The organism is Blautia sp. MCC269, assembly GCF_018785655.1.
Classification (GTDB): domain Bacteria; phylum Bacillota; class Clostridia; order Lachnospirales; family Lachnospiraceae; genus Blautia_A.
This window is the reverse complement of record NZ_WQQE01000010.1, coordinates 54,566-80,097: the sequence shown is the minus strand read 5'-3', so window position 1 is coordinate 80,097 and position 25,532 is coordinate 54,566. Positions and strand designations below refer to the sequence as shown.

The window sequence follows — 25,532 nt, the reverse complement described above, 5'->3', positions numbered from 1 at the left end:
ATACATCGTTTTACTATATTATGCTTCTGGTTCTTCGTTGCTCTTATGAAGGTTTTCCGGCAGATAAACATGAACTTTTTCAATACGGTTTTTATCGAGTTTTTCTACCACCAGACGAATTCCGTCGTCTGTGACCACTTCATCACCGGCAACAGGCAGGCGGTCCAGATGTTCGATGATAAAACCGCCAAGGGAATCGTAATCCTCAGAATCCAGTTCTGTATTCAGGTGATCGTTCACATCGTCCAGGTGCATGGAACCCTCGATGATATATTCACGGTCGGAAATTTTCTGGACAAGTTCGTCCTCTTTCTCGTCGTACTCGTCATGGATCTCGCCGACGATTTCCTCCAGGATATCCTCCAGTGTAATAAGTCCGGCCATATCACCGTACTCATCCAGGACAATAGCAATGTTGAAGGTGGAATCCTTCATTTCTACAAGAAGATCGGAAATGCTTTTTGTCTCATAAGTGAAATGCGGTTTCCGCAAGAAACGGTCAATGACAAATTCCTCATTCTTGTCATAGAGAAGAAGATCCTTCATATTGATAATTCCCACGATGTTATTCTGGCTGTCTTTGTAAACAGGAAGACGTGTGAATTTGTCTTCGCGGAAAATCTCGATCAGCTCATCATAGGTGGATTCCACGTCTGCAAAAGTAACATGGACTCTTGGCACCATGATATCCTTGGCTGTGGCATCTCCAAGATCAAACACATTGTAGATCATTTCTTTCTCATCGGATTCAATGACACCGTCCTCGTGGCTGACATCCACAATGGTACGAAGCTCTTCCTCAGTCATGGCCTTGCTTGCCGCATCCGGATCTACACGCATCAGGCGCATCACACCTCTGGAGAAGAGATTGATGATAAAAATCACCGGTGTCATGATGGTCATAAGGAATTTAAAGACCGGGATATAGCGAAGAGTAAGCCTCTCTGCATTGATGGTTGCATAGTTCTTCGGGGTGATCTCACCGAAGATCAGGATCAGAACAGTAAGGATCACGGTTACAATGCTGACCATATAGCCGCCAAAACTGTACGCAAGTGTGGTTGCAAGGGAAGAAGCCGAAATGTTCACAATGTTGTTTCCGATAAGAATCGCACTGAGAAGCTTGGGTGTCTGGTTCTCAAGAATATCGAGAGCCATGGCTGCCCGCTTGTTTCCTTCGTCTGCAAGAGAGCGGAGACGGATCTTGTTTACCGACATCAGCGCGGTTTCATTAGATGAGAAAAAGGCTGACAATGCCAGCAGAATAAGTAATATGATTATCTGGTAAGTGTCGCTGGGGTCCACTTTTAATGTTCACTCCTTTAAAAAAATAAGATTGTTTGCTTAAAAATATATAGATACTCCCACATTATATACGTTTTCCGGACTTTTGGCAAGAGCCGGAAAGCTGTGGGAAAAGTATTGATATTATGCTACAATAAGGGAAAAATGACGAATTTTTTACATGGGGGGAAAGGAGAGACAAAAATGAAGAGAGACCCGGGTGTGGAGTTTATGAGAATTCTGGCATGTCTGATGGTAATCGGGATTCATACGGCACTGTATGCACAGGTAGATGGAAGCTGGATATTCTCCAGAGTTTTTTTCAACTGTATTGTTGCGGATGGAGTAGCGGTGTTTTTTATGATCACCGGTTTTTTCCTGTTCCAGAGCAGAAGTTATGAGAGGATTCTGAAACGTACCTGGAAAAATCTCGGAATACCGGTAGTGCTTTACAGCATATTTGGTTTCCTGTTTTTCGGATGGCTTCTTGATGGCGAAAAATTAAGTGTCAGTATCTGCTTTTCACCAGAAAAATATAAAACAGCATTGAAAACACTGCTTTCCTGGAATAACCCGGTACCTCACAGTGATCATCTCTGGTATATTTATGTTTATGTATTCCTGATGCTGCTTTTTCCGGTACTGAAATGTTTTGTGGATTATCTGGATGAGGATCGGAAGAGAACACAGATTTTTCTGATAGCAACCTTTGGATTTTTTGTGCTGAATGATATTTCGGGAAATACTCTTGGCGCATTTGCACATCATTCCATAAACGGAGCCTTTCCGGCGGCCATTGAGATGATCTGGGGACATATCCTTTACCGGAACCGCGGAAAATTTACAAAAAAATGGATTCCTGCTGCAGGCATGGGATTTTTATTTGTGAATATGATCCGGTCGGTGATCCAGCGGTGGCAGTACAGAATTGATGGACAGCCTTCCTGCGTGATCTTCTGGTTCAGTGCCATGGGCCTTTTCTGTGCAGTCTGTGTTGCATGTTTTTGCCTGGCATTGTTTCAGGGAGAGAAAAAAGAAAGCAGGGGAAAGCGGATGATCTGTCAGATCGCCTCCTGTACTTTTATGATCTATCTGCTTCATATGGCAGTTCGTGATTTCCTCAGCCATATGGGATATCAGGACTGGCTCAATGCGGTGATTCTTGGAAGATTACCGGGAAAAGCGGGAATGGTCCTGTATATGATGGCAATCATGGGAAGCATATTCGGAATTTCTCTTTTGTTATCTGTGCTTCTTGGAATTCCCGGCAGACTTATAAAAAATATACGAAAATAATACAGCTTCTTGACAAAATAGTAAGCCTCATCTAACATATGATTGACAGTACTTTTATTATAAAAAAGTATATTTCCAAATGGATGGAAGGAGAAATTGTATGTTTCTGGAGATAAAAGGGATCAAAAAATCCTTCGGGGCAGGGGAAAGCCGTGTGGATGTTCTGAAAGGGATTGATCTGGAAATAGAAAAAGGAGAATTCTGTGTGTTGCTGGGGCCATCCGGTTCCGGAAAATCCACACTGTTAAATATCATCGGCGGCATTGACGGAGCAGATGCAGGCAGTATCACCATTCAGGGGGAGCGCCTGGAAGATATGAAAGAAAAAAAGCTCTCCTTATACAGGCGAAAACATCTGGGCTATATTTTCCAGATGTATAATCTGATCCCAAATCTGACTGTGCGGGAAAATATTGAAGTTGGTGTCTATTTAAGTGACAGGCCGCTGGATGTGGATGAGCTGTTTTATCCCCAATTAGGTGTAAAATTCTGCTCGATGGCGGGCGGCGGCGTACAAAAATCTATATGGTGTTTTTAAGAGAACCATCCAGGCGGGACAGGTCAGGCAGTGACCTGTTCCACCTCCGGGATGGGTTTGAGATTAAAATGAATTTCGATAGAAATGTGTCTTGTTTTATCTTCGTCAATGCGCTCATGCACGACGATTTCTTTGATTAAGCGGTTAAGGGTGGCTGCATCCAGCTCTGTGATGTTGGCGTATTCCTGAATGGCTTCCACCCATTGTTTTGCATCATTGGCAAGCTGGACTTCATCGGACAGCCGCTTTCTGCCCTCGGACACTTTTGTTTTAAGCTCCGTCTGCTCGGTCTGCGTCTTTTCCAGCATGGTGTTGAAGTTCTGCTCACTGATACGCCCTGCAATCATATCCTCATAAAGCCGCATTACCATTTTGTCCAGAACCTCAATCCGTTCCTCGTCCCTTGTAAGGGAGCGTTCCATTGCTTCCCGCTGTTCCCGCTGCTCGGCTTCACAGGTATTGGTCAGGCGGTCGGCAACCGCTTCTCCGTCCATCAGGGCAGCTCTGGCACATTCCCGGATTTTCCGCAGCACATGACTGTAAAGGGTGTCATAATCAATCCGGTGCTGGGTGCAGTGGTTCTTTCCAAAGGCATTGTAGGTCTTGCAGGAGTAAATCCGCTGGGGATGTTTTGCGTTTGTGTAGCGTATCGTCAGCGACTTCCCACACTCGCCGCATTTTATCAGTCCGGCAAACAGGCTGATTTCATTGGTCTGCCCCGGACGCTGGCGGGATTTCAGCTTGTTCTGCACAATATCAAAGCTCATGCGGTCAATCAGCGGTTCGTGCTGTCCCTCAACCACAACCCAGTCCTCCGGTTTCTTTTCCCCAATCGTGCCGATTTTGAAGCGGTAGTCTTTTTTCTGGGAAGCAATCGCCCCGGTGTAGACGGGATTCATCAAAAGGTCTTTGATAACGGAGAAGTCCCACATATACCGCCCGTTTTCCGGGTCTTTCTTTTCCCATTTGGTGCGGGTATTGCGAAGCCCCCGTTCCCGGTTCCACCATGTGGGGCAGGGGATTTTTTCTTCCTCCAGCCGTCTGCGGATATAGTTCGGACCATGACCGTTTAGGGCATATCCGAAAATCAGCCGCACAATCGGGGCGGTTTCCTCGTCAATGAGCAGATGGTTTTTGTCCTCCGGGTCTTTCCGATACCCAAACGGGGCAAGACACCCGGTAAACTGTCCTTTCTGCGCTTTCAGAAGATAAGAGGAATGGACTTTCTTGGAAATATCCTTGCTGTACATCTCGTTCAGGATATTCTTGAACGGGGCAATGTCGTTGTTATCCCGTAAGGTGTCGATACCGTCATTCATGGCGATATAGCGCACCCCGTTTCTTGGGAAAAAGTCCTCAATCAAATGCCCGGTTTGCAGATAGTTACGCCCCAGTCGGCTGAGGTCTTTCGTGATAACAAGGTTGATTTGCCTGCGCTCAATGGATCTCAACATTCTCTGTAAATCAGGACGCTCCATATTAAGACCTGTGAAGCCATCGTCCTGATAGACTGCCACAACCTCCCATCCCTGCTTTTCGCAGTATTTTTCCAGCATATCACGCTGGTTTGCGATACTGGCACTTTCGCCTTGCAGGTCATCGTCCTTTGACAGTCTGCAATAGACCGCTGCACGATAGCCCCCGGCAAGTGCCGAACCGATTGTTCTGTATTCCATTTCGTTCATCATAGCCATTTACCCACACAATCCAGACGGTATCCGGCTCTTTTGAACCTCATCTTCATTATACTTCAATTCTTTCTTTTTAGCAAGATATTCTTTTGTATTTGTCTTGCCGTATTTCTGGGAAATCAGGCTGACGAACACATCGGTGGCGTCCAGCTCCCCGTCAAATACAGTGGTCACATGAATCTCTGTTTTGTTTTTTGCCATAGGCAGTTATCCTCCATACATGAAAATAGCCAGACAGAGGGTGTCGGCAACGAAGTCCGGCAACGGGCTTCAAAAGACCTTGCAAACAATCTCAATCTGGCGGTGGTTACTATTTATACTTTTCTTTTATTTTTCTGTTGTTTTGGTTGTCATAGGGGAGAAAAGCCCGCAGTTATGGGTTTTTCCCCGGCAACCGGCTCGGCAACGGGATAGCAACGAAGTCGGCAACGGGCTGTCATTTTCAGAATGGAAGCTCCATCTGCTCCGTGACCTCCACAAAACCGTCCATAGATTTTTCGGGCGGGTTGTCGGTGTCCGTTGCCGGGATTTCACGCTCCCAGCCCTTTTGTCTGCCATATTCCGCAAACATTCTTGGATTGGAAAAGTAGTTCCACCCGGTAATGCACTGGTTCATTATCTCGTTGATTTCCCGGATTTCCCATTGCTTCGGCTCGTCAAAGGTGTGATTTAAGGCTTCCTTGTAGAGCTGCTTGGAACAGACCGTTTCCCCGGTGTACTTATCAAGGTAAGCCTGTATCATCCCGGCTTTGGTGTCCTCCGGCATAAAATCCCGCTGGTGTTCTTTGAGATACCGCTGCATGGCTGGGCTGAATGACAGCTTGTACCTGCCGCTTCGGTAAATCTCCATTGCTTCCGCCCACATCTGGCTGATATAGGCTCTGGAAGCGGCTTCGTCCTCCAAAATGTGAACCTCGGCTTGCTCCGGGTACACCATGACCGGGATAAATCGGCGGTTGCCGGAACGGTCAAGGGGGAGAAAGTCAAGGGCGTTGGAAGTACCGCCGAACACGCACTGACGGGGACGGTCTGCCGGGTGGGTTTCATAGGGTATCTTATAAACCTCTTTCTGTCGGCTTAGAAAAGACTTGATTTCCTCAATGCTCTTGGCATTGGCGGTTGCCATCATTTCCGACATTTCAATTATCCAGTGACCTTGCAGCTTGCGGTACACGTTATCATCGTCCAGCTTCCGCAAATCATCGGAAAACCACTCGTCCCGGACTGCCAGCAGACGGAAGAAGGTGGACTTGCCAGCCCCCTGACCGCCTACCAGACACAGCATGATTTCAAACTTGCTTCCGGGCTTAAATGCCCTTGTAATCGCCCCCAAAAGAAACAGCTTTAGGGCTTCATAGGTGTAATCGTCCACATCCGCCCCCAGAAAGTGCCGCAGACAGAAGCGGATGCGCTCCGTCCCGTCCCATGCAAGGCTGTTCAGAAAATCCCGGATGGGGTGGTACTTATTCTCATTCGCCACAATCCCGATGGCGGTTTCAATCTTTTTCTCACTGGTCAGCCCGTAGGTTTCCTCCAGATAGAGAAGCAGATACTTCATGTCTGTATCGGTCAGGGCTGTGCTTTCTCTGTGAAAACCGATGGGCTTTATGATGTCCTTTCGGTCGGTCAGGATGTTATAGGCGATTGCCCCGGCAAGCACCGGGTCACGCTGGAATACGGTCAGGCAGTTCCGTATGCTCTGGCGGACACCGCCTTTCTCGGTGGTTTCCAGAGTTGCCTTTACTTCCTCAACGCTCTGGGGCGGCTGCATGGCGTTCATGGTGTTTTTTAGTTCTTGCTGCGTCTGCGGCGGCAAGCTCTGCCATTCGCTGTTCAAGCTGTATCACATCCTTTCCATGTTCCGTAATCAGTGAAGCGATTTCCTCCGTATCCCCAAACAGCAGCACATCCAGCAGATATTCCACATGGGCTTGCTTCTGCAAGGCTTCCACGAACCGGGGATGAAACGCTTCCTCCGGGGAGTGCGGGGCATAGTCGGTTTTCCATACCCGTAAGAGGTGTAGATAATCGGCAAGGACACGGAAGCAATGTGCCTTTGCTTCCCGGAACTGTTCTTCCGGGGATTTCTGCCGGGGCTTGGGCTTCCTTGCCCTGCCCGGTGGCTTCCAGTCCTCATAGGCAAGCCCGAAGTCACTCGCCAACTGTGCGGCGGCTTCCTTTTTCCCCAGCCCGTACAGGGCAGCTACAAAATCAATCACATCCCCATCTGCACCACATCCGAAGCAGTGGAAACGCTTGTCCAGCTTCATGCTGGGGGTCTTATCGTTGTGGAACGGGCAGCAAGCCATCCCGTTTCTGTTTACCCGGATTCCGTAATGCTCCGCAGCCTGTCTTGTCGTAACGGACTGCTTCACAGCTTCAAATACATTCAAATCAATTCCTCCTTGTAAAAAAGAAAAGGCACTTATCATTCTCAATCTGAAAATGGCAAGTGCCTGTTAAAGTTCCATATCCTGTTGTTTGTGTTTCGTCTGCGCCGGGGCGTTTTTCTGTGCTCTCTTCTCGTCAGCCTTATCCTGCAAGACTTCTTTGAGGGGCTGCTTCTTGGGCGGCTCTTTGCTTTCCTCTGTGCCGGGTGTGGCTTTCCGTACCCAGTAGCGGATGTCCCACAGCTTCTTCAAATCTTCCTGCACCTCGGTCAACGGTACTTTCAAGTCTGCGATTTCGTCCACAAGCTTCGCCTGTTCCTGCAAAAGCTCCTTTTTCGTGCTGTCCTTATCGTCCGGGTGCTTGGCAAGGTAGGCACTGGCTTTCTCAAACCGGGCAACCTCCGGGTGTTCCAGCTTGAATTTTTCCTTAGTTTTCTTGAAAAATATCTTCTGGTATTTCTCATAAACGGGCTTACATTCCTTACAGTCCGTCCGGGCGGCAAGGATAGCGTCAATCACGTTGCTGCGGGTTTCCTTTGGCTTCATCTGCTTTCGGTAGTCGGCGGCAGATTTCCCGGACGTTTCTATAAAGTTTTCCAAATCCTCCACGGTGGAAAGTCCCTTTCTCTGGAGATAGGACAGGGCTTCGCTGACTGCCTTTAAGTCTTTGGAAGTCCCCCGGCTTTGTCCCGCCCGTGTCCAGCTGCTCCGTTCTGCCTTTCGTATCTCCATATACTTCATCAGCAGATTGGGAAGAAAGACCGCTTCCTCCGCAGCTTTTTGGGCAAGCAGTTCATTCCGCTTTTCGCTAAGCTCCGCAATCCAGCCTTTGAGATTTTTAATAAGCTGCCGGATGGACTTCATCAAACTATTGGCGGCTTTGATTTCTCGGTTCAGGTTGCCGATGTTCGTCTGAATCCCACGCTTTTCCATCTGCCGGACAGCAGCCCCTTCATGGACGGTAGGGATAATATCAAGCCCCTGTCTTTCGTAAGAACGGAGATCTACTCGTTCCGGGCGGTTGTTGGCTTCCAGATAGCGGTTTTGGATGACCTCCCATTCATGCCGCCAGATTTCGCCATATTTGCGGTCGTTCCAGTCAACCGTATCTTCCTTGTGGCTTTTCCACCTGCCGGACGGGAGCTTGATTCGTTCCCCGTTCTTATCAAGTTCATAGACCTTGCGGCTCTTGGGAAGCCATTTCCCACGCTCATCCATTGCCCGCATGGTCAGCATGACATGGGCGTGTGGGTTTCCGTCCCCTTTGTCATGGATGGCAAAATCCACGCACATTCCTTTGGAAACAAACTGCTGGCGGCAGAAATCCCGTACAAGGGCGGCGTACTGGTCGGGCGGTATCTCTCTGGGAATGGAAAGCACCCACCGCCTTGCAAGCTGGGAGTTCCATTGCTTCTCAACAGCTTCGGCAGCGTTCCAGAGGGTGTTGCGGTCTGTGTACTCCAGGGGAGCGTTTGCCGGGAGCAGGATTTCATTGTGGACGATACCACGCTTTTCCGGGTAGTGTTTTACTTCCTGGTCATATTCACAGAACAGCTTTTCGCCGCTCTGGTAAGCAGCGGCGGCAACCGCAGACTGGCGGTGGCTGCGCTGCACAATAGAGATTTCGTTGTGTGGACAGGGCATTTTGTGTTCCTCCTTTCCGTTTTTGGACATAGAAAAAGCAGGATACCTTTTCAGATTTCCTGCTTGTTGTGCCGCTGGGGGCGGCGGGTATTTAGTAATACATTTACATAGTTTTGTGCAAGTACCAAAGTCGCACAATAAATACAATTTGTCCAATAGCATAAGCCCCAATAATAGTGAAACATGGGACTACTGTCATATATCCGGTGAAAATCAAAGCAAAAATAGAAACAGCAATCGTAACATTCATTACCTTGAAGCCACTTGCCATAGCAGCATTACTAAGCGAAATATTTCTCTCGTCATTTTCCTCTATTTCCATTTCTTTGGTTTTCTTAACGAACAAGTCGCACACACCAGATACAATCAGCAAAATTCCAATGAGAGATGTACCTACTACTATTAAGTCGGGACGTGGCACAGGTATTATTTCATGTACTCCCAAACCGTATGTTAGCAATCCTCCCAGTAGAATAATCATTCCTGTAACTGTCATTAAAATCAACAACCTTTTTTTCATAATCAATCCTCCTCGTAAATAAAAATTTCTTCAATACTCATGTTGAAATATCTGGCAATCTTAAATGCCAACTGAATAGATGGGTTATAGCGTCCGTTTTCCAAAGAGCCGATGGTCTGTCGTGATACTTCCAATGCATTTGCTAAATCTTCTTGCTTTATGCCTCGTTGCTTTCGTAATTCTTCCAGGCGATTTTTCATGTCATCCTCCTCTCTTATGGAAAGTTAACTTTCCATGCTTCCATTATATCACATAGTTCTTTTATGTCAAGTTAGCTTTCCATTTGCATTATATTTTATGAAACTTATCGGCTGGGAACAGCTTGCAACGCAAGGTGTCCCCAGATGGCAAGTCCACAAAAGGGTAGCTGGCGGCAGCCAGCGCAGGGGAAGTGTAGCGTCCCCTGTTTGATTTGGAGCAGACCGTGGCTGCGGAAAATCACAGCCCTCCTGCAAGGAGCCTTCGGAGAACGCAATGCACCAACCTCTGGGTGGTGTATAATTGCGCCCTTAGTAAACTAAGGGGTTTCCGGCTTCTCCCGTTCCAGCAGTTTTTTCAATATATCTTGCGTGTCCTGCCTGTGAAAAATGAGTTTCAGCAACAGCATGACATCATCGTCCGTCAGGCGTTCCGGCTCTTGCAGAAAACTTTCCAGCATACCGCCACGAGTACAGAGCCGGTGCGTCCGTTCCTTTCGGGTAAGCTGCTTCAACTGGTGCTGCAATGCCTTTTCATCATTGATGGCTTTCCGCAGTTTCTTTTCGCTTTTCTCCAACTCCCGGTTGAGCTTTCCCAGCTTTGAGGTATCAGGCAAGGGTAGCGCCCTCCTTTCCCGGTATCAGCACATAAATCCTGTTCGGTTCTCCCACGCCCTGACGCACCCGCATGATAAGTCCGGCGGTTTCCAGTTCATTCAAAGAACGCTTGACCGTCATGAGGCTGCGGGACAGGACTGCGGCAATGGCTGTGATAGGGAAGCAGACAAAAAGAATCCCGTTCTCGTCCGCCTGCCCTCTGAAAAGCATAGCGTCCAACATCCGGCAGTACATGACCTTTGCGGTGCTGCTGACTGGAAATCCTGTCAACGCTCTGGGAAATGGCATACAGGGCGGCAATGGTGTGTCTATCGTCATAAATTCAAAATTCATTCGGTGTGTTCCTCCTTTTTCTTTGCTCGTTTGGATAAATAACGGGGGCAGTCAATCACAACCGCCCGGAAGCTCTGCTTGCACCCATGCTGGCATTTCCGGCATAATTCGTTGTAAGTGACACGCCCCCGGTCATTGAGGTAAAAGGAAAGCTCATGCTTCCGCTTTTTGCTCATTCTCGGCATGTTACGTTTCCTCCCGTTTTCGTGTATGGTTTCGGGGCGATTTTCGGCAAAATTACAGCCATAGAGCCGCTTAAAATCTCCCGAAGTCTCAGCGATAGGGTAGACTATCTCCCTATCAAATTGTCGTGTTTCGGTATCATTTCGGTGTCAGTTCGCCAGTTCTCCCCGGTGTCGTTCCTCCCCTGAATCTCACAGCGGCGTATCGCTCCCTTTGGTACGCTCGTTTCGGTCAGGGTTCCTCCATATCCCTGCCAAAAGTCATGGCGCTACATCGCCGGGGAAGCATATCCCACACAGGCTGGTCATTCGATTGGAATAATCCATCGATGAACTACCTGTATCATAGAACATTTTTGTGCCCTGTGCCGTATATCCACAAAGTAGGAATCAGGGGGAAAATCAGAAATTTCCACGATTGCGGAAAGTGTGATATAATCCAGTTAAACGGCAGAAATAAAACCACCGGAAAGGAGCGTGCGCCCATGAAAGTTGCAACAAGCATACAGGAACGCCTTTGGGAACTCCGCAAAGACAAAGGCTTAAATCTGGAAGAACTATCAAAGCTGACGGGCATTTCTAAATCAGCCCTTGGCAGTTATGAAAAAGAGGATTATAAGGAAATCAATCATGGCAACCTTATCACGCTGGCAGACTTCTATGGGGTTTCCGTCGATTATCTGCTGTGCCGGACAGAGAACAGGGAGCAGATCAACACGCCACTGACGGAGCTGCATTTGAACGATGAGATGGTGGCACTGCTGAAAAGCGGTCGGATTAACAACCGTCTGCTCTGCGAACTTGCCACCCATAAGGACTTTATCAAGTTTCTTGCGGACATTGAGATTTATGTGGACGGGATTGCCACCATGCAAATCCAAAATCTCAACTCCCTTGTTGATACCGTCCGGCATGAAATTATTGAACGGTATCGCCCCGGCGAAGATGACCCGCATTTGAAGGTGCTGCAAGCCGCACATATCAGTGATGATGAGTATTTCAGTCACATGGTTCTGGATGACCTCAACCTGATTATCCGGGATATTCGGGAATTCCACAAAAAGGACAGTGAGAGTGCGCCCCAAACTACCGTTGCCGATGAACTGAAAGAAAATCTGGAAGCGGTCGAAAATTTCAAGGGCAGTCGAGATGAAAAACTGGTTATCCTTTACTGCAAGCAGCTTGGTATCAACTATAAAAACCTGTCAGAAGAAGAATTTCGCTGGTTCATTCGTATTCTCAAAAAATCAAAGAAAATGGGAACGCCTATCAGCCAGAGGAAAAAACGGTAAAGGAAAACCGCTGTTGCATGGTTTGTTGGATTCCATGTAGCAGCGGTTTGTGCTGTGGTTATTATTTCATTCGTTTTCTTAATATTCGGCGATAATTTGTTTCTCCCTTTGGTGCGTCCTGTATAATTTCCAACACACCATCTTCAAGCATTTTATCAATGCGATTGGAAATCCATACATCACTAATTCCAAGTTGATATTTTCCTAAAACATTACCTATGACAATAGCCATTTTGAATTGCTCTGGCTGTTCCGCAATTTCACGAAGAATGAAACTATCATATATATCTTCTGAAACGCTTTGCAATTTACCATTTAACATTGCACGCAAAGGTGCATTTTCATTTTGAAGTTGATTCCATTTCATAGTACAAGCTGAAAGAAATACAGGATTAGCTTTCTCTTGTAGAGTTATATAGTTTCCCCATTCGCCAGGAGAGACCTCGCCCCATGCTATTTTGGATGTCATAGTATTTTCTTTTCCATATTCCCATGTAGGTAACTTAACCAAATAAATTGTTGTCTGGCAGTTTAATGGTTGAAGTTGTTTCATAAGCCAATACATACCACAAAGCTCATCTGGATTATAGCTATACCAAATGCGAATTTCTTCCCCAGCTACATATCGTTCAATCACTGAGGTCAATGTAGTTTTAATTTTCTGTATTTTTTCTTCAACCTGATAATCTAAATCCTCTACAAAGCAGACAGACAGCATTTTCTTGAAAATATTTTTCCGCTGTTCGCCAATTCCATTATCAGAAATATCTCCCACACTAAGAGCCATATCAAAACAATAAACATCACTGCTCTTGCCTCCCAATGGAATAGCATTCTCCCAAGCAATGCGTTCTTGTTCCTGTGCTTGAAGCTGTGCCTTTTTCATTTCATCTGAAGATGGAACACTCCCGTCTTCGTGCCTCATAAATATTGAAACAGCACTTCCTCTATACTTTCCCTTGCCGTAAGTTTGGGCAATTTTCAAACTTCCACAGGCACTTTCACCAAATACAATTTCAATCATCTTATATACCTCCGATTTAATTGCTCCCGTTATGAATAAATCATCTCATACAAAACAATTTCTTCTGCCCTGTTGTGAATGTTATTGCAACGCTGCACCCATTCCATTTGTCGGGTACACTTCAATTCCTCTGTCACGCCCTCGGTAGCTTTCATCTGCTCCATGATAGTGTCTAACCGTTTTTGTGCCTGTTCATTCAGGTCTGCAAGATATGTCAACAATTCTCCGGTCAGTATCAATGTATTCAATCTGGCTGGGTGGACTTCTCTTAAATATTCCCGGTGCATTCGTCCGTACTTTCCGATAGGGCGGTGTTCCTCCGGCAGTTTCAAGCCTGGAATGTAGTAATCTCCGACAAGGATATAATCAATTCCGTTTTCCGTTATTCTTGGTTTCAATTCGCTCATGTTCCTTACCTCCTGTGGAAGCAGGCTCGTCTGGTACTAACTCAATCACATCAGTAATCTCACAATTCAGAGTTTCACAGATACGGGCTAATGTATCCATGCTGATGTGCTTTCCCTCTTTGCTCATGTTGGCAATCATATTTGTTGTCATACCAGCAGCAAGCCTTAAATCCTCTTTTCTCATATCACGCTCTAACAGTGTGTGCCAGAGTGGTTTATAGCTGATGTGCATATTGTTTTCCTGCCTTTCTATCCATACCACCGGGGCGGTTGCCCCGGCAGGAACTTTTCTCTTATTATAACACCAATCTTGTGAAATCACAATTTATTCTTGTAGCCTGCCGCTGATACCGTCTGGATTGTGCATTCCCTTTCTTTTTGTTCCCTTTAATTAGCCATGAACTGCTTCATACCCTGGGACTTTATGAGCACCAGAGAAAGCTTCCCAATCAGCTTTCCGGAGGCCAGCAGCAGAGAACTGCCATCGGACGCGCCATTGTAAAGAATCCGGACATCCTGCTCTGTGATGAGCCGACCGGTGCACTGGATTACAACACATCAAAGGAAATCCTCAAGCTGATCGAAACCGTAAACCATAAATACGGAAACACCATAGTTATGGTTACGCACAACGATGCCATCAAGGATATGGCGGACCGTGTGGTGAAGCTTCGTGACGGTATGATCCGCAAAAACTATCAGAATGAGCAGAAGATTCCGGCTGCAGATCTGGAATGGTAAGGGGGCAGGCATGAAGAGTCCTTTGCGTAAACGTATCCCCAGGGAACTGAAGGGGGAATTTGGAAAATATCTGGTGGTTTTTCTGCTGATGGTCCTGACTATCGGGTTCGTGTCCGGCTTCCTGGTGGCTGACGGAAGTATGCTGAAAGCCTATGACGAAAGTTTTGACAAATATAACATCGAAAACGGAAATTTCCGTACTGCGGAAAAAGTTTACAGATCTCAGTGGAAAGACATTGAGGCGGCAGGTGTTACACTTTACGAGAATTATTATATAGAAGAAGATCTGGATAACGGAAGCACCATGCGTTTCTTCAAAAACCGGGAGAAGGTGAACAAGGTCTGCCTGATGAAAGGAGAAATGCCATCCGGACAGGGTGAAATCGCTATTGACCGAATGTATGCGGATAACAACAGCCTTCAGGTGGGAGATACTCTGATCAGGGGCAAAAAATCCTGGAAGATTACAGGTTTGGTGGCGCTTTCCGATTACAGTGCTCTGTTTCAGAACAATAATGATTCCATGTTTGATTCTGTAAAATTTGGTGTTGGAATCGTAACCCCGGAGGAATTTGAGACTCTGGATCAGGAAAAGCTCCAGTACAATTATGCATGGATCTACGACCAGCAGCCGGTAGACGAAAAAGAAGAGAAAGAAGTTTCTGAGGATCTCATGGAAGACATTGGAAAAGTAGTAAACCTGGAGACTTTTGTCCCGCGTTATCTTAACCAGGCGATTATTTTTACGGGTGACGATATGGGCGGAGACAAGGCGATGGTCGTTATGCTTCTCTATATTGTGATCGTGATTATGGCTTTTGTGTTTGGAATCACCATCAGCAATACCATCCGAAAAGAAGCCGGTGTTATCGGTACTTTACGGGCATCCGGTTATACCAGGCGGGAACTGATCTTTCACTATATGACCCTCCCGGTGCTGGTAACCTTGATAGGGGCCCTGATTGGAAACATCCTTGGCTATACTGTGTTTAAGGGTGTATGTGCGGGAATGTATTACGGAAGTTATAGCCTGCCAACTTATGTGACCATATGGAATGCGGAGGCGTTTCTTCTGACAACGGTAGTGCCGGTTATCATTATGATCCTGATCAACTATGCAGTGCTCCGGTACCGTCTGCAGCTTTCACCCCTTAAATTCCTGCGAAGGGATTTTTCCGGAAAAAAACAGAAACGCGCCATGTATTTAAGCCCGAAGATCGGAATCTTTTCCAGATTCCGCCTTCGTGTGATCTTTCAGAACGTCAGCAATTATATGGTGTTGTTTGTGGGCGTTATTTTTGCCAATCTGCTGCTGTTTTTCGGAATGCTCCTGCCGTCTGCGCTGGATCATTATCAGCTGGAGATCCAGGAGAACATGCTGGCGAAATATCAGTATATGCTGAGCGTTCCGGCAAGTGTTTCCTCAGGAAACAAGCTGGATGGCATGATTTCCCTTCTGGAATATTATATGGATACCAGAACGGACAATAAAGATGCGGAAAAATTTTCCGCCTATTCCCTGAATACCATGCCAGGCAAATATAAAAGCGAGGAGATCGTTCTCTATGGTGTGGAGCCGGAAAGCCAGTATATCCATGCAGATCTTTCCGGGGACGGGGTATATATTTCCAGTGCCTATGCAGATAAATTCCGGATCAAAGAGGGTGATACTATAATTTTGAAAGAAAAATACGAGAAGGATGAATATTCCTTTAAAGTAGACGGGATTTATGATTACACCGTAAGTCTCTGCGTATTTATGGAGCGGGATAAACTGAATGAGGTGTTTGACCTGGGAGATGATTATTTTGGCGGATATTTTTCCAATACGGAGATCAAGGATATCGATTCAAAATATATCGGTTCTGTCATCGACCTGGAATCTCTTACAAAAATATCCAGGCAGCTGGATGTTTCCATGGGAGATATGATGGGAATGATGTATGGATTTTCCGTGATTATTTTCCTGGTGGTGATCTATCTGCTTTCCAAAGTCATTATTGAAAAAAATGCCCAGGCGATATCTATGACAAAGATTCTCGGCTATACCGATGGCGAAATCAGCCGGCTGTATATACTTTCCACTTCTCTTGTGGTGGTGATCTGCCTGCTGTTAAGCCTTCCTATTGAGCGGCAGATCATGGAAGTTCTGTTCCGCGAGATGATGCTTTCCAGCATCTCAGGCTGGATTACTATGTGGGTGGATCCGATGATCTATGTAAAAATGATGGCAATCGGAATCGCGACTTATGCAGTGGTAGCAGTGCTGGAATTTCGGAGAATCCGTCATGTGCCTATGGATGAAGCACTGAAAAATGTGGAATAATATAGGATAAGATCGGGAGTATATGTGGTTGAAAGTTGTCTGTGAATAACCGCATATACTCCTTAAATATTCATAAATTTTCTGAAATACTGGAAATATTCCTGCAAACTTGTTATAATAATTCCATAATTCCCAATGGAGGGGATCATTCACACAGGAAATCAGGTGAGGAACATGGCAGGCAGAAAAAAGGACCCGTTATATAAAAGTTTCGGTTATGCGTTTCAGGGAATTTTTACCTGTATCCGCCAGGAAAGAAATATGAAGATCCACTGTACGGTGGCAGTTCTTGTGGTGATCGCAGGGCTGATCCTTGGAATTTCCGTGACGGAGTGGTGTATCTGCCTGGGACTGTTCGGAATGGTGATGGCGCTGGAACTGGTAAATACGGCAGTGGAAGCTGTGGTAGATCTTGTGACAGAAGAACGTCACCCTCTGGCAAAGATCGCCAAGGACACAGCAGCCGGAGCAGTACTGATCGCAGCGATCATGGCAGCGATTGTCGGGCTGATCATTTTTGTTCCGAAAGGGCTTGTTTTTCTGGGAATATGGTAGAAATCGATCAGGTACATGGAACGGCAGTGACCGTTTTTAGGAAAGGAGAATTATTATGGAATTAGGTGAAGGACTGAAGAAAATCTTGTTAGTAGGAATTGGTACAGCAGCAGTAACAGCAGAGAAATCCAAGGAGATCCTGGACGAGCTGGTTAAAAAAGGCGAGCTTACTGTTGAGCAGGGTAAGGTTCTTAATAAGGAACTGAAACACAACATCAAATCAACAGTTAAGACAGCCGCTGATTCTGTAAAAGAATCTGCAGCCAGAAAGAACGATCAGGAAGAGCTGAAAGCAACGATCTCCAAACTGACACCGGAGCAGCTGGCAGCTGTGAAAGCACAGATCGAGAGCATGCAGGCTGAGGCAGCAAAGGAGAAAGAAGAGGCTTCTGAGGCAGCAGAAGAACCGGTTGAGGAGGCTGCACCGGAAGCTCCTGTGGAGGCAGAAACGGTAACAGAAGAAGCCGGGAGCGAAGAGCCGGCAGCAGAGTAATAAGAAATATCATAAAGAAAGCAGTAAATGGAGAAGTTTATGGGCGGAGAAGAACAGGAGAAGAAAGAGAACAGCGGATATGGAGAACGGCTGAGAGAGATCACAGCTGTTCTGAAAAAGCATGCCATTACCCGGGGTGTTTCGCCTGAGAAGCTCCGTCTCATACTGGAAGATCTGGGCCCAACTTATATTAAGTTGGGTCAGATTATGTCCCTGCGTTCCGATATTCTTCCCAAGAGATACTGTGATGAGCTGATGAAACTCTGCTCGGATGTACCACCCATGCCATTTTCCCAGGTCATCGAGGTTCTGGAGGAATCCATGGGGTGTCCGTGGCAGGAAGAATTTCAGCATATTGAGCAGAAACCGCTGGGTGCTGCTTCAATTGCCCAGGTTCACCGCGCTACGCTGAAAACCGGAGAAGAAGTTGTGATCAAGGTTCAGCGTAAGGGAATCTATGAAACCATGGCAAGGGATATCGGCCTGATGCATAAGGCTGTGCGTCTGATGCCGCCGGTAAGCATCAAGGGTATGGTGGACTTGAACATGGTTTTAAGCGAGCTGTGGACAGTGACCCAGGAGGAGATGAATTTCCTGACAGAAGCTGCCAACATGGCGGAATTTGCCAAGAAGAATAAAGATGTGGCTTTTGTTAAAGTGCCAATTCTTTACCGAGAGTATATTTCTCCTCATATTCTGGTGATGGAATATATTGACGGTTTTGCCATCAATGACAAAGCCAATCTTCTGGCCAATGGCTATGACCTTAATGAGATTGGAACGAAATATGTGGATAATTTCATCAAACAGGTCATGGAGGATGGATTTTTCCATGCGGATCCCCATCCGGGAAATGTGCGGATCCAGGAAGGAAAGATTGTCTGGATCGATATGGGAATGATGGGACGGCTCACAGAGCATGACCGTCAGCTGATTGGAGAAGCCATTGAAGGGGTTGCCATGAACAATATCGGAAAGATCCAGGATGCAGTTCTGGCTCTTGGTGAGTTTAAGGGCAAACCGGATTCCAGTAAGCTTTATGAAGATATCCGGGGACTGATGGAGAAATATGGTACTGCGGATATGGGAAATATTGATGTGGCGGAAGTCATGGTGGATCTGATGGAGGTCATGAAGGAAAATAAGATCATGATGCCGCATGGATTGACTATGCTCGCAAGGGGACTGACCCATGTGGAAGGTGTTCTTGCTGAGATCTGTCCGGATATCAATATGACACAGATTGCCGCAGCAAGGATCAAGGAGCAGTTTTTCAGCAATGGGAACTGGAAGCACGAGATCAAAAAAGGTGGCAAAAATCTTGTCTGGTCCCTTCGGCGTGCCATTGATATTCCATCTCTGGCAGCGGATTTCCTTCAGGGTTGTATGAAAGGGCAGACGAAGATTAATCTGGATCTTCATGCTTCAGATGACCTGGCGTGGCTTTTGCGGCGGTTGGTGCGGAATATCGTGATGGGGTTGTGGGTGATGGCGCTTCTGATCAGTTCCAGTATCATCTGTACCACGGATATGAAACCGAAGCTTTGGGGGATTCCGGCCCTGGGTGCCTTTGGGTATGTGTTTGCGTTTATTATTGTTTTGTATGTTTTTCTTAAGCATTTCTTTTCCAGAAAGTGAAAGACGGAGATCATTTGCATTTAGTATGGATGCAGGTTGATCGGCCGTCTTTTTTGTTTTCGGAAAAGATAATCCTGTTGTTTGGAGGTTCGACTGTTTGAGGTGGAGTTTTTTCGTAGGGCAGTGGATGTGGGAGTGTTGGATGTTTATGTGTGTATGGTTCCGTTGAACATTTTGCGGAATTCTTTCGGGGTGTAGCCGGTGCCCTGGCGGAAGTAGTTGCAGAAGGATGGGGCGTCCCGGAATCCACAGGAGAGGGCTGCTTCTGTGATGGTGCAGGTTGAGGAACAGAGGAGCTGGGTTGCCATCTGGAGGCGGTGTTTCAGGAGGTATTGTTTTGGAGAGATATTTTCGTGTTCCATGAAGATCCGGTAGAGGTAGGAACGGTCGATTCCTACGTAGCGTGCCACGTCTGAGATCTGGATGGGGTAGGCGTAATTGTTTTTGATGTATTCAGAGGCTTTCTGAAAGTAGAGGGTTGCGATGTCGGTTCTGCTTTCGGAGGGCTTTTTTTGCATGGAGGATAGCATCAGGAGGAGGTTTCCGGCGGTGGCGAGGTCGTTTCCGTTGTTTTCGGAGAAGGTGTTAAGGAGGTTTGTCATGTGGGTGAGGAGGTTATTTTGCCGGGCTGGTGTTTCCGGGGTGAAGATGAGGGTGTCGGAAAATATGGTCTGCTCCAGGATTTCTTTACAGGCGGAGCCGTCAAAGCCTGTCCAGGCGTAGCTCCAGGGTTCGGTGTTGTCGGCGCGGTAGTAGATGGAGTCCATGGGGCGGATGAGGAAGGCGTCGCCGGCTTTTAGATGGTAGGTGTGGCCTCCGCACTGGTAGATGCCTTTGCCGCGGGAGATTACGTGGAGGAGGTAGTGCGGGCGCATGGCCGGGCCAAAGGAGTGGCCTGGGCCGCAGTCTTCCTGGCCGCAGAAGTAGACGGAGAGGGTGTGTTGGGTTTGGGGTTCCTGGTGTGTGTTTTTCATTTGGGGTGTGCCTCCTGGTTTCTTGGGTTATACAACAAAAACGCAATTTTGGGTCACAAAATGGGGTGGGATGTTGTTTGAGGTGATTATACAATATTGGGGTGGGAAGGGCAAGGATGGGGGATGCATATGGAGATATGGACGCCATCAAGACGTGTGATGGCTGGTATTTCCAACCGGAAGGAAGATGTGGCTGTACGGAAGGTGAATCCGATAGGATGATGTATGGATGGCTGGAGTGGAAATCTGGTTCAGGGTGAGATGTAGAGTGTTTTCCCGTAAGTTGGATGAGTCATCAGCGCTGCGCTTTCGACTTGGGTGTAAATCGGCGTAACGTTACATTGCCAGCACCGTAGAATCCATCGCCCCACCAGTACATATTCACATTTCCACAACATACAACAACTGCGTGCCCGGAAAGGGGGAGCGCGAGGGGGAAAAGCGGGCTTCGCTAACTCTGAGTGCTTTCCCCCTCGCATTTCCTCAGCTTTGAAAAGCGAAAAAAATAAATTAATAAAGAAAAAATAACATCAACATTTAACCAAAACTGCGGAGCAGTTATTTGGTTATGAGCAAGTAGCGAAGCGGATTGCGAATATCCGCTTGACACAAAAATCATAAATCTACATGTAGAAAGGAGCTTCAACATGAAAACAACCATGTTAAAAAACGAATTCTGGTACGGCGGTGCAGTCTACGAAGGCTACCGCCAGCCTGTAAGTGCAGAAGATATTGTGGACTGGGATTTCCGCGAGAACCCAACTCACAATCAGATCATGCCTTTATTCCTTTCCTCGAAAGGACGTTACATCTGGAGCAATGCAGGTTTCCGCATTTCTTTTAGAAAAGGTGAGATCTTGGCGGAGGGTCCGGAAACTGTCGTTCTGGAAGATGGCTTTCAGGATCTGCGAAGTGCATATCTGGCAGCTATGAAATCTCATTTTCCATTTCATGAGATCAAACTTTCAGACAGGTTTTTCCAGACTCCGGTATATAATTCCTGGATCGAGCTGACTTATTATCAGACCCAGGATAATATTCTGAAATACGCAAAAGGTATTCTGGAAAATGGTTTTCCGGCAGGGGTATTGATGATCGATGATGGCTGGTCTCCTTATTATGGAAAGTGGCAGTTCCGTGGGGATAACTTCCGTGATCCGAAGGGAATGATCAGGGAACTGCATGAGATGGGCTTTTCTGTGATGTTGTGGATCTGTCCTTTTATTACTCCGGATACTGTGGAGTTCCGGGAAGCAAGGGATAAGCATTTTCTGATCGAGACTCCTGAGGGGAAACCGCGGATCCTGGAGTGGTGGAATGGTTATTCTGCTGCGCTGGATCTGACAAATCCGGATGCTATGAAGTGGCTGAAGGATCAGCTGGATGTGCTTATGGATATGGGCGTGGATGGTTTTAAGCTGGATGCGGGTGATCCCTGTTATTATCATGCCGGGGATAAGATGTTCCGGGATGCTTCCGGGGATGAGTTGTCCAGGCTTTGGGCGGAATTTGGAGAGCAGTTTGCGTTTAATGAGTTGCGTGTGTGTTTCCGTGCAGGGGGTTATTCGCTGATGCAGAGGCTTTGCGATAAGCAGACGAAGTGGGACGAGACTGGTATTGCGGGGCTGATCCCGGATACATTGATCCAAGGACTGACGGGGCATCCTTTTGGCAGTCCGGATATGATCGGCGGGGGTGAGTATACCTGTTTTCTGAATGGAAATGAGAATGCATGTACGCCGGAGATGTTTGTGCGGTATGCACAGATTGCGGCTCTGATGCCGGTCATGCAGTTTTCTGCGTCTCCGTGGAGAGTGCTGCCTGAGGCGGATTTTCAGAAGGTTAAGGATGCGCTGGCGCTCAGGGAGAAGTGTTTGCCGGAGATTTTGAAGGCTGTAGAGAATGCAAAGGCTACTGGGGAGCCGATTGCCCGTTCTATGGAGTTTGTTTTCCCTGGACAGGGTATGGAGAGAGTGATGGATCAGTTTATGGTTGGTGATGCGCTTTTGGTGGCGCCTGTTTGGAAGCAGGGAGAGGTTGTCAGAAGTGTGACTTTGCCTGAGGGGCAATGGAGGTGTGTTGGCCTTGGGGAGACTGAGGGTGATGTGCTGAATGGTGGCCGGGATGTGGTTCTTGGTGAGAATGATGTGTTGGTTGTTTTGAGAAGAGAGTAGGTGAAAAGGGACGCCTCGCGGGCTGTTTTTTCAGGACAGAAAGGTGAGATGGAGGGAGTGGATGGATATGCGGACGCCATCAAGGCGTGTGCTGGTATTTCCAACCGTAAGGGAGATGTGGCTGTACGGAAGGGAAATCCGATAGGATGATGTGTGTGACTGGATAAAAGGGGGATCAGATGGTCTGGTATGAGTGGTTGAAGTGGAAAGATGGTTCAGGGTGGAATGTAGAGTGGTTTCCCGAGAGTTGGATGAGTCATCAGCGCTGCGCTGGATGACCGGGACGAAAGGCTGAGTTTCCCTGTGGTCTGACGGGAGATGTCGAGTCGAGGTGCTGCGCTTTCGACTTGGGTGTAAATCGGCGTAACGTTACATTGCCAGCACCGTAGAATCCATCGCCCCACCAGTATATATTCACATTTCCACAGCTTTGAAAAGCCAAAAACTTTATTATCAAAAATTAAAAACAATTTTCCCTACGCTTTTATCACAAAAGCGAAATATCCTCCTCCGGAGGAAGCAGCTTCTTAAAAAATCGATACAACAGCATCGAATTTATAAAAGCTACAAGTCCAAATCCAAAGAAAAACCAGCAGCATGCGTAAAGTGGCTGCAGCTTTGCATCGAGATAGGTCATATATAATGGAAAGATCGTGATCACCGCAATGGCGATCGTTGTGGGGAAATGCATAAATGCCAGCAGAAATGCATTTCTGCAAAGTGCCCCCAGTGTATTGGCAAAGGTTGCGATCACCGGGAATATGTATAAAGTAAAAATTATCAGCAGAGTCAGAACTCCCACAGAAAGATAAAACAGCATATGTGCAGCGCTTCCTTCTGCATGGAGCAGAAAGCGGATATTCAGGATGATCATGGCTCCGGCAGCAAGGATCAGCAGCCATATGATCAGTGACTGTTTGAAGCTTTCCTTAAAAGCTCTGAAAAATGTTTTTGTTGTGCCGTTGTTATTTCCTTTTACTGTACGCATCATGCAGTGATAAAGGGCAGTCAGTGACGGCCCGATGGTGATCACGGGGATGCAGCAGAGAATAAAAAGAAGATTGGCGATCACGATGTCACCCAGCTTGTTGAGAAATACATGGACGACATTATCTTCATTTAAAAGATTCATAACGAAATACCTCCTTATATAGAAATGTAGAAATGAAAAACGGACCATATGGGGAAAGTCCGATACAGCTAATCTTAGCACAGTTTTTGATTGTGTGTAAAGAGAGGGAACGCAGATAAGCATCCAGCGTATCACGAAGCGTGTTGCCGGTTACAGGGTGAACAGTAATACGCCTCACAGAGAATATGGATCGTAAATATAAATATCCATCTGACTGTGAAAAAAACGATATTGATGGGGATTTTTGCGGGAAAAATGGAGGATACAGAACGTTTTATGGGACTGTACAAAAAAACATGGAACTTTGCGTGCACATGTGAAAATGATGGCACGCATGGAATTATGTTAGGAAAGGAAAAGTGTGTTTTTCGGAAAATGACATTTATACATGTGCTGAGTTAGTAAAAACATACAAAAACAGATATGTAAAAATGTTGGTTTTGCTACAAGGAAATAAATGGGTGCCAAAATATGCTCATAAATAGTGAAAAATATGAAAATATATGTAAGAAATGAAAGAAAACATATAAAAATGACGAATAATTAACAAAGTATGAACAAAAAATGGATAAAATGAATAAAAAGTAACATTTTTCCATATTGAAATGACAATAATCCATTTATCATTTTTCCATGTGCAATTATAATAATATCAACGGCCAGGGACGTGGAAAAATATAAAAACTGACCAAAGAAAGAGGGAAAATAAGAAAGATTTAAAAGGAGGAAGAAGTTATGAATTTTAAAAGAGTAGCAGCATTATTGTTAGCAGGTGCCATGGTAATGACAGCAGTTCCGGTATATGCCAAGGGCGACGATGTTACACTTTCCGTATCCATCTGGGACACCAACCAGGAGCCGGGAATCAAAGAAATTCTCGCAGACTTCACAGAGAAGACAGGAATCAAGACAGAGATCTCCGTTGTTAAATGGGATGAGTACTGGACAATGCTCGAGGCCGGTGCACAGGGTGGTTCCCTTCCGGACGTATTCTGGATGCACTCCAACGAGAGTCAGAGATACATGTCCAACGATATGCTTCTTGATCTGACCGATAAGATCAAAGACAGCGATCTGATCGATCCGGAGAACTATCCGGAGGATATCTGGGGACTGTATACATACGATGATAAATATTATGCAGTACCGAAGGATATAGATACAATCGCTCTCTGGTACAACAAGACATTATTTGACGAGGCAGGACTTGATTATCCGACAGCTGACTGGACATGGGATGATGTTACAGAGGCAGCTAAGAAGCTTACTAAGGATGATGGTTCCCAGTACGGTCTCGGAATGAGAAATGATAACAACCAGGCCGGATACTACAACCTGATCTATGATAACGGCGGATACATCATCAGCGATGACAAGACAAAATCCGGCTGGGATGATGAGAAGACGATCGCAGCTATGCAGACACTGGAAGGATGGATCAAGGATGGCGTGATCCCGTCTCTTGAGACAATGTCCGAGAACAACGAGGACGTACTTTTCGAGGCTGGCAAGATCGCTATGACATGCCAGGGCTCCTGGATGCTTGCAGCATTTAAAGAGAACGAGTACACAGCAGCTAACTGTGATTGTGTAGAGCTTCCTAAAAACGCTGAGACAGGCAGAAGAGCTTCCTCATATAACGGACTTGGATGGGCAGCATCTGCTTCCGGTGAGCACACAGACGAAGCTTGGCAGCTGATCGAGTACCTCGGATCCAAAGAGGCTCAGGAGAAACAGGCTGAGCTTGGTGTTACAATGAGTGCATACAAAGATACATCTGATGCATGGGCTAAATCCGCAGACTTCAACCTTCAGGCTTATCTGAACATGATGGATGACATGGAGATCCGTCCATACTCCAAATCTACTGTAACATGGGAGAACGAGGACAACGAGATCCTTAAAGGCGTATACACAGGCGACATCACAATGGAAGAGGCTTGCAAGCAGATGGCTGATCAGATGAACGAGAAGCTGGCTGAGGAGTAAGCATTAAGAAACACCGATAATTAAGTGCAGTAATGAGAGGGGCCGCCGCACTCAGGTGCAGCGGCCTCATACATAGAAGGAATAGAAGGAGTGA

At 46.6% G+C, this 25,532-nt stretch carries 24 protein-coding genes and 2 pseudogenes; 10 read left to right on the top strand and 16 right to left on the bottom strand.

The genetic code is table 11. The features are described 5' to 3' along the window. Positions 1-18 precede the first annotated feature (18 nt). On the bottom strand, positions 19-1,305 hold the full coding sequence (locus GPK88_RS03820) for an HlyC/CorC family transporter (RefSeq protein WP_173771811.1): 1,287 nt from the start codon (positions 1,303-1,305) through the stop codon (positions 19-21). A gap of 183 nt (positions 1,306-1,488) precedes the next feature. Between GPK88_RS03820 and GPK88_RS03815 the strand changes: the two genes are divergently transcribed. Both GPK88_RS03815 and GPK88_RS03810 read left to right on the top strand, forming a co-directional pair. Beyond that, on the top strand, positions 1,489-2,580 hold the full coding sequence (locus tag GPK88_RS03815) for an acyltransferase (protein ID WP_173771813.1): 1,092 nt from the start codon (positions 1,489-1,491) through the stop codon (positions 2,578-2,580). A 100-nt stretch (positions 2,581-2,680) separates the two neighbouring features. Continuing rightward, positions 2,681-3,049 (top strand): annotated as a pseudogene (locus GPK88_RS03810) (ABC transporter ATP-binding protein); the annotation flags it as partial. Between the two features lie 92 nt (positions 3,050-3,141). Here GPK88_RS03810 and GPK88_RS03805 read toward each other — a convergent pair. From GPK88_RS03805 to GPK88_RS03760, 10 genes are all read right to left on the bottom strand, one after another. Next, positions 3,142-4,812 (bottom strand): recombinase family protein, encoded by a 1,671-nt coding sequence (locus GPK88_RS03805; protein ID WP_005335872.1) that lies wholly within the window; start codon positions 4,810-4,812, stop codon positions 3,142-3,144. After that, entirely contained in the window at positions 4,813-5,010 is a 198-nt protein-coding gene (locus tag GPK88_RS03800) for a hypothetical protein (RefSeq protein ID WP_002595102.1), read from the bottom strand. 241 nt (positions 5,011-5,251) lie between these two features. Beyond that, the gene (locus tag GPK88_RS03795; protein WP_007047420.1) at positions 5,252-6,589 is read right to left on the bottom strand and encodes a virulence-associated E family protein; all 1,338 of its coding nucleotides are present in this window, start codon (positions 6,587-6,589) and stop codon (positions 5,252-5,254) included. Further along, complete coding sequence (locus tag GPK88_RS03790; protein ID WP_002595104.1) at positions 6,558-7,202, bottom strand: CHC2 zinc finger domain-containing protein; 645 nt, start codon at positions 7,200-7,202, stop codon at positions 6,558-6,560. The genes GPK88_RS03795 and GPK88_RS03790 overlap by 32 nt, the downstream gene beginning before the upstream one ends. Positions 7,203-7,268: 66 nt before the next feature. Then, positions 7,269-8,843 (bottom strand): MobQ family relaxase, encoded by a 1,575-nt coding sequence (mobQ, locus tag GPK88_RS03785; protein ID WP_002595105.1) that lies wholly within the window; start codon positions 8,841-8,843, stop codon positions 7,269-7,271. A 103-nt stretch (positions 8,844-8,946) separates the two neighbouring features. After that, positions 8,947-9,363, bottom strand: coding sequence for a hypothetical protein (locus GPK88_RS03780; protein WP_002595106.1), 417 nt, complete (start codon positions 9,361-9,363; stop codon positions 8,947-8,949). Positions 9,364-9,365: 2 nt separating this feature from the next. Continuing rightward, on the bottom strand, positions 9,366-9,563 hold the full coding sequence (gene relB / locus GPK88_RS03775) for a type II toxin-antitoxin system RelB family anti-toxin (protein ID WP_002595107.1): 198 nt from the start codon (positions 9,561-9,563) through the stop codon (positions 9,366-9,368). A gap of 317 nt (positions 9,564-9,880) precedes the next feature. Continuing rightward, positions 9,881-10,177 carry a DUF3847 domain-containing protein gene (locus tag GPK88_RS03770; protein ID WP_005335898.1) on the bottom strand — a complete coding sequence of 99 codons (297 nt, stop codon included), beginning with the start codon at positions 10,175-10,177 and terminating at the stop codon, positions 9,881-9,883. Beyond that, positions 10,170-10,511 carry a replication initiator protein A gene (locus tag GPK88_RS03765; RefSeq protein WP_005335900.1) on the bottom strand — a complete coding sequence of 114 codons (342 nt, stop codon included), beginning with the start codon at positions 10,509-10,511 and terminating at the stop codon, positions 10,170-10,172. The genes GPK88_RS03770 and GPK88_RS03765 overlap by 8 nt, the downstream gene beginning before the upstream one ends. Beyond that, positions 10,508-10,696 (bottom strand): hypothetical protein, encoded by a 189-nt coding sequence (locus tag GPK88_RS03760; RefSeq protein WP_002304353.1) that lies wholly within the window; start codon positions 10,694-10,696, stop codon positions 10,508-10,510. Before GPK88_RS03760 ends, GPK88_RS03765 begins: the two co-directional genes overlap by 4 nt. A gap of 482 nt (positions 10,697-11,178) precedes the next feature. Here GPK88_RS03760 and GPK88_RS03755 point away from each other — a divergent pair, with 482 nt between their 5' ends. Beyond that, entirely contained in the window at positions 11,179-11,985 is an 807-nt protein-coding gene (locus GPK88_RS03755; protein ID WP_008372835.1) for a helix-turn-helix domain-containing protein, read from the top strand. Between the two features lie 61 nt (positions 11,986-12,046). Here the strand turns inward: GPK88_RS03755 and GPK88_RS03750 are convergent, their stop codons facing one another. Genes GPK88_RS03750 through GPK88_RS03740 form a run of 3 tightly spaced genes read right to left on the bottom strand, consistent with a single transcriptional unit; the run spans position 12,047 to position 13,648 of the window. Further along, positions 12,047-13,009, bottom strand: coding sequence for a DUF3658 domain-containing protein (locus tag GPK88_RS03750; protein WP_005335911.1), 963 nt, complete (start codon positions 13,007-13,009; stop codon positions 12,047-12,049). A 29-nt stretch (positions 13,010-13,038) separates the two neighbouring features. Continuing rightward, positions 13,039-13,416: a TnpV protein gene (locus tag GPK88_RS03745; protein WP_005335912.1), complete on the bottom strand. Its 378-nt coding sequence runs from the start codon at positions 13,414-13,416 to the stop codon at positions 13,039-13,041. Then, on the bottom strand, positions 13,376-13,648 hold the full coding sequence (locus GPK88_RS03740; protein ID WP_002593556.1) for a helix-turn-helix domain-containing protein: 273 nt from the start codon (positions 13,646-13,648) through the stop codon (positions 13,376-13,378). The genes GPK88_RS03745 and GPK88_RS03740 overlap by 41 nt, the downstream gene beginning before the upstream one ends. Positions 13,649-13,800: 152 nt before the next feature. On the opposite strand from GPK88_RS03740, the pseudogene GPK88_RS03735 reads away from it, so the two are divergent. The 5 genes and pseudogenes from GPK88_RS03735 to GPK88_RS03715 form a co-directional block, all read left to right on the top strand. Then, a pseudogene (locus GPK88_RS03735) lies at positions 13,801-14,157 on the top strand (ATP-binding cassette domain-containing protein); the annotation flags it as partial. 10 nt (positions 14,158-14,167) lie between these two features. Next, on the top strand, positions 14,168-16,483 hold the full coding sequence (locus GPK88_RS03730) for an ABC transporter permease (RefSeq protein ID WP_215707540.1): 2,316 nt from the start codon (positions 14,168-14,170) through the stop codon (positions 16,481-16,483). A gap of 174 nt (positions 16,484-16,657) precedes the next feature. Continuing rightward, positions 16,658-17,038, top strand: a complete 381-nt coding sequence (locus GPK88_RS03725; RefSeq protein ID WP_119248327.1) for a diacylglycerol kinase family protein — start codon at positions 16,658-16,660, stop codon at positions 17,036-17,038. A 52-nt stretch (positions 17,039-17,090) separates the two neighbouring features. Then, positions 17,091-17,531 carry a hypothetical protein gene (locus GPK88_RS03720; RefSeq protein WP_173771831.1) on the top strand — a complete coding sequence of 147 codons (441 nt, stop codon included), beginning with the start codon at positions 17,091-17,093 and terminating at the stop codon, positions 17,529-17,531. Positions 17,532-17,558: 27 nt separating this feature from the next. Next, positions 17,559-19,169, top strand: a complete 1,611-nt coding sequence (locus tag GPK88_RS03715) for an ABC1 kinase family protein (protein WP_252197672.1) — start codon at positions 17,559-17,561, stop codon at positions 19,167-19,169. A 146-nt stretch (positions 19,170-19,315) separates the two neighbouring features. On the opposite strand, the gene GPK88_RS03710 is transcribed toward GPK88_RS03715, so the two are convergent. Further along, positions 19,316-20,143, bottom strand: coding sequence for an AraC family transcriptional regulator (locus GPK88_RS03710; RefSeq protein ID WP_173771819.1), 828 nt, complete (start codon positions 20,141-20,143; stop codon positions 19,316-19,318). Positions 20,144-20,790: 647 nt separating this feature from the next. Here GPK88_RS03710 and GPK88_RS03705 point away from each other — a divergent pair. Beyond that, positions 20,791-22,317 (top strand): glycoside hydrolase family 31 protein, encoded by a 1,527-nt coding sequence (locus GPK88_RS03705; protein ID WP_215707539.1) that lies wholly within the window; start codon positions 20,791-20,793, stop codon positions 22,315-22,317. 487 nt (positions 22,318-22,804) lie between these two features. Here GPK88_RS03705 and GPK88_RS03700 read toward each other — a convergent pair whose 3' ends face one another. Then, positions 22,805-23,449, bottom strand: coding sequence for a YesL family protein (locus GPK88_RS03700; protein ID WP_021977213.1), 645 nt, complete (start codon positions 23,447-23,449; stop codon positions 22,805-22,807). A gap of 735 nt (positions 23,450-24,184) precedes the next feature. Between GPK88_RS03700 and GPK88_RS03695 the strand changes: the two genes are divergently transcribed. After that, a complete protein-coding gene (locus tag GPK88_RS03695) occupies positions 24,185-25,438 on the top strand; it encodes an ABC transporter substrate-binding protein (RefSeq protein ID WP_021650446.1) in 1,254 nt (417 codons plus the stop codon). Positions 25,439-25,532 lie beyond the last annotated feature (94 nt).

What these genes read in the sequence shown, in the direction of transcription:
- GPK88_RS03710 (WP_173771819.1), bottom strand. Translation starts at nt 20,143, where the DNA reads ATGAAAAACACACACCAGGAACCCCAAACCCAACACACCCTCTCCGTC.
- GPK88_RS03750 (WP_005335911.1), bottom strand. Translation starts at nt 13,009, where the DNA reads ATGATTGAAATTGTATTTGGTGAAAGTGCCTGTGGAAGTTTGAAAATT.
- GPK88_RS03805 (WP_005335872.1), bottom strand. Translation starts at nt 4,812, where the DNA reads ATGGCTATGATGAACGAAATGGAATACAGAACAATCGGTTCGGCACTT.
- GPK88_RS03815 (WP_173771813.1), top strand. Translation starts at nt 1,489, where the DNA reads ATGAAGAGAGACCCGGGTGTGGAGTTTATGAGAATTCTGGCATGTCTG.
- GPK88_RS03760 (WP_002304353.1), bottom strand. Translation starts at nt 10,696, where the DNA reads ATGCCGAGAATGAGCAAAAAGCGGAAGCATGAGCTTTCCTTTTACCTC.
- relB (WP_002595107.1), bottom strand. Translation starts at nt 9,563, where the DNA reads ATGAAAAATCGCCTGGAAGAATTACGAAAGCAACGAGGCATAAAGCAA.
- GPK88_RS03795 (WP_007047420.1), bottom strand. Translation starts at nt 6,589, where the DNA reads ATGAACGCCATGCAGCCGCCCCAGAGCGTTGAGGAAGTAAAGGCAACT.
- GPK88_RS03695 (WP_021650446.1), top strand. Translation starts at nt 24,185, where the DNA reads ATGAATTTTAAAAGAGTAGCAGCATTATTGTTAGCAGGTGCCATGGTA.
- GPK88_RS03715 (WP_252197672.1), top strand. Translation starts at nt 17,559, where the DNA reads ATGGAGAAGTTTATGGGCGGAGAAGAACAGGAGAAGAAAGAGAACAGC.
- GPK88_RS03740 (WP_002593556.1), bottom strand. Translation starts at nt 13,648, where the DNA reads ATGCACATCAGCTATAAACCACTCTGGCACACACTGTTAGAGCGTGAT.
- GPK88_RS03800 (WP_002595102.1), bottom strand. Translation starts at nt 5,010, where the DNA reads ATGGCAAAAAACAAAACAGAGATTCATGTGACCACTGTATTTGACGGG.
- GPK88_RS03730 (WP_215707540.1), top strand. Translation starts at nt 14,168, where the DNA reads ATGAAGAGTCCTTTGCGTAAACGTATCCCCAGGGAACTGAAGGGGGAA.
- GPK88_RS03780 (WP_002595106.1), bottom strand. Translation starts at nt 9,363, where the DNA reads ATGAAAAAAAGGTTGTTGATTTTAATGACAGTTACAGGAATGATTATT.
- GPK88_RS03700 (WP_021977213.1), bottom strand. Translation starts at nt 23,449, where the DNA reads ATGAATCTTTTAAATGAAGATAATGTCGTCCATGTATTTCTCAACAAG.
- GPK88_RS03725 (WP_119248327.1), top strand. Translation starts at nt 16,658, where the DNA reads ATGGCAGGCAGAAAAAAGGACCCGTTATATAAAAGTTTCGGTTATGCG.
- GPK88_RS03745 (WP_005335912.1), bottom strand. Translation starts at nt 13,416, where the DNA reads ATGAGCGAATTGAAACCAAGAATAACGGAAAACGGAATTGATTATATC.
- GPK88_RS03755 (WP_008372835.1), top strand. Translation starts at nt 11,179, where the DNA reads ATGAAAGTTGCAACAAGCATACAGGAACGCCTTTGGGAACTCCGCAAA.
- GPK88_RS03705 (WP_215707539.1), top strand. Translation starts at nt 20,791, where the DNA reads ATGAAAACAACCATGTTAAAAAACGAATTCTGGTACGGCGGTGCAGTC.
- mobQ (WP_002595105.1), bottom strand. Translation starts at nt 8,843, where the DNA reads ATGCCCTGTCCACACAACGAAATCTCTATTGTGCAGCGCAGCCACCGC.
- GPK88_RS03765 (WP_005335900.1), bottom strand. Translation starts at nt 10,511, where the DNA reads ATGAATTTTGAATTTATGACGATAGACACACCATTGCCGCCCTGTATG.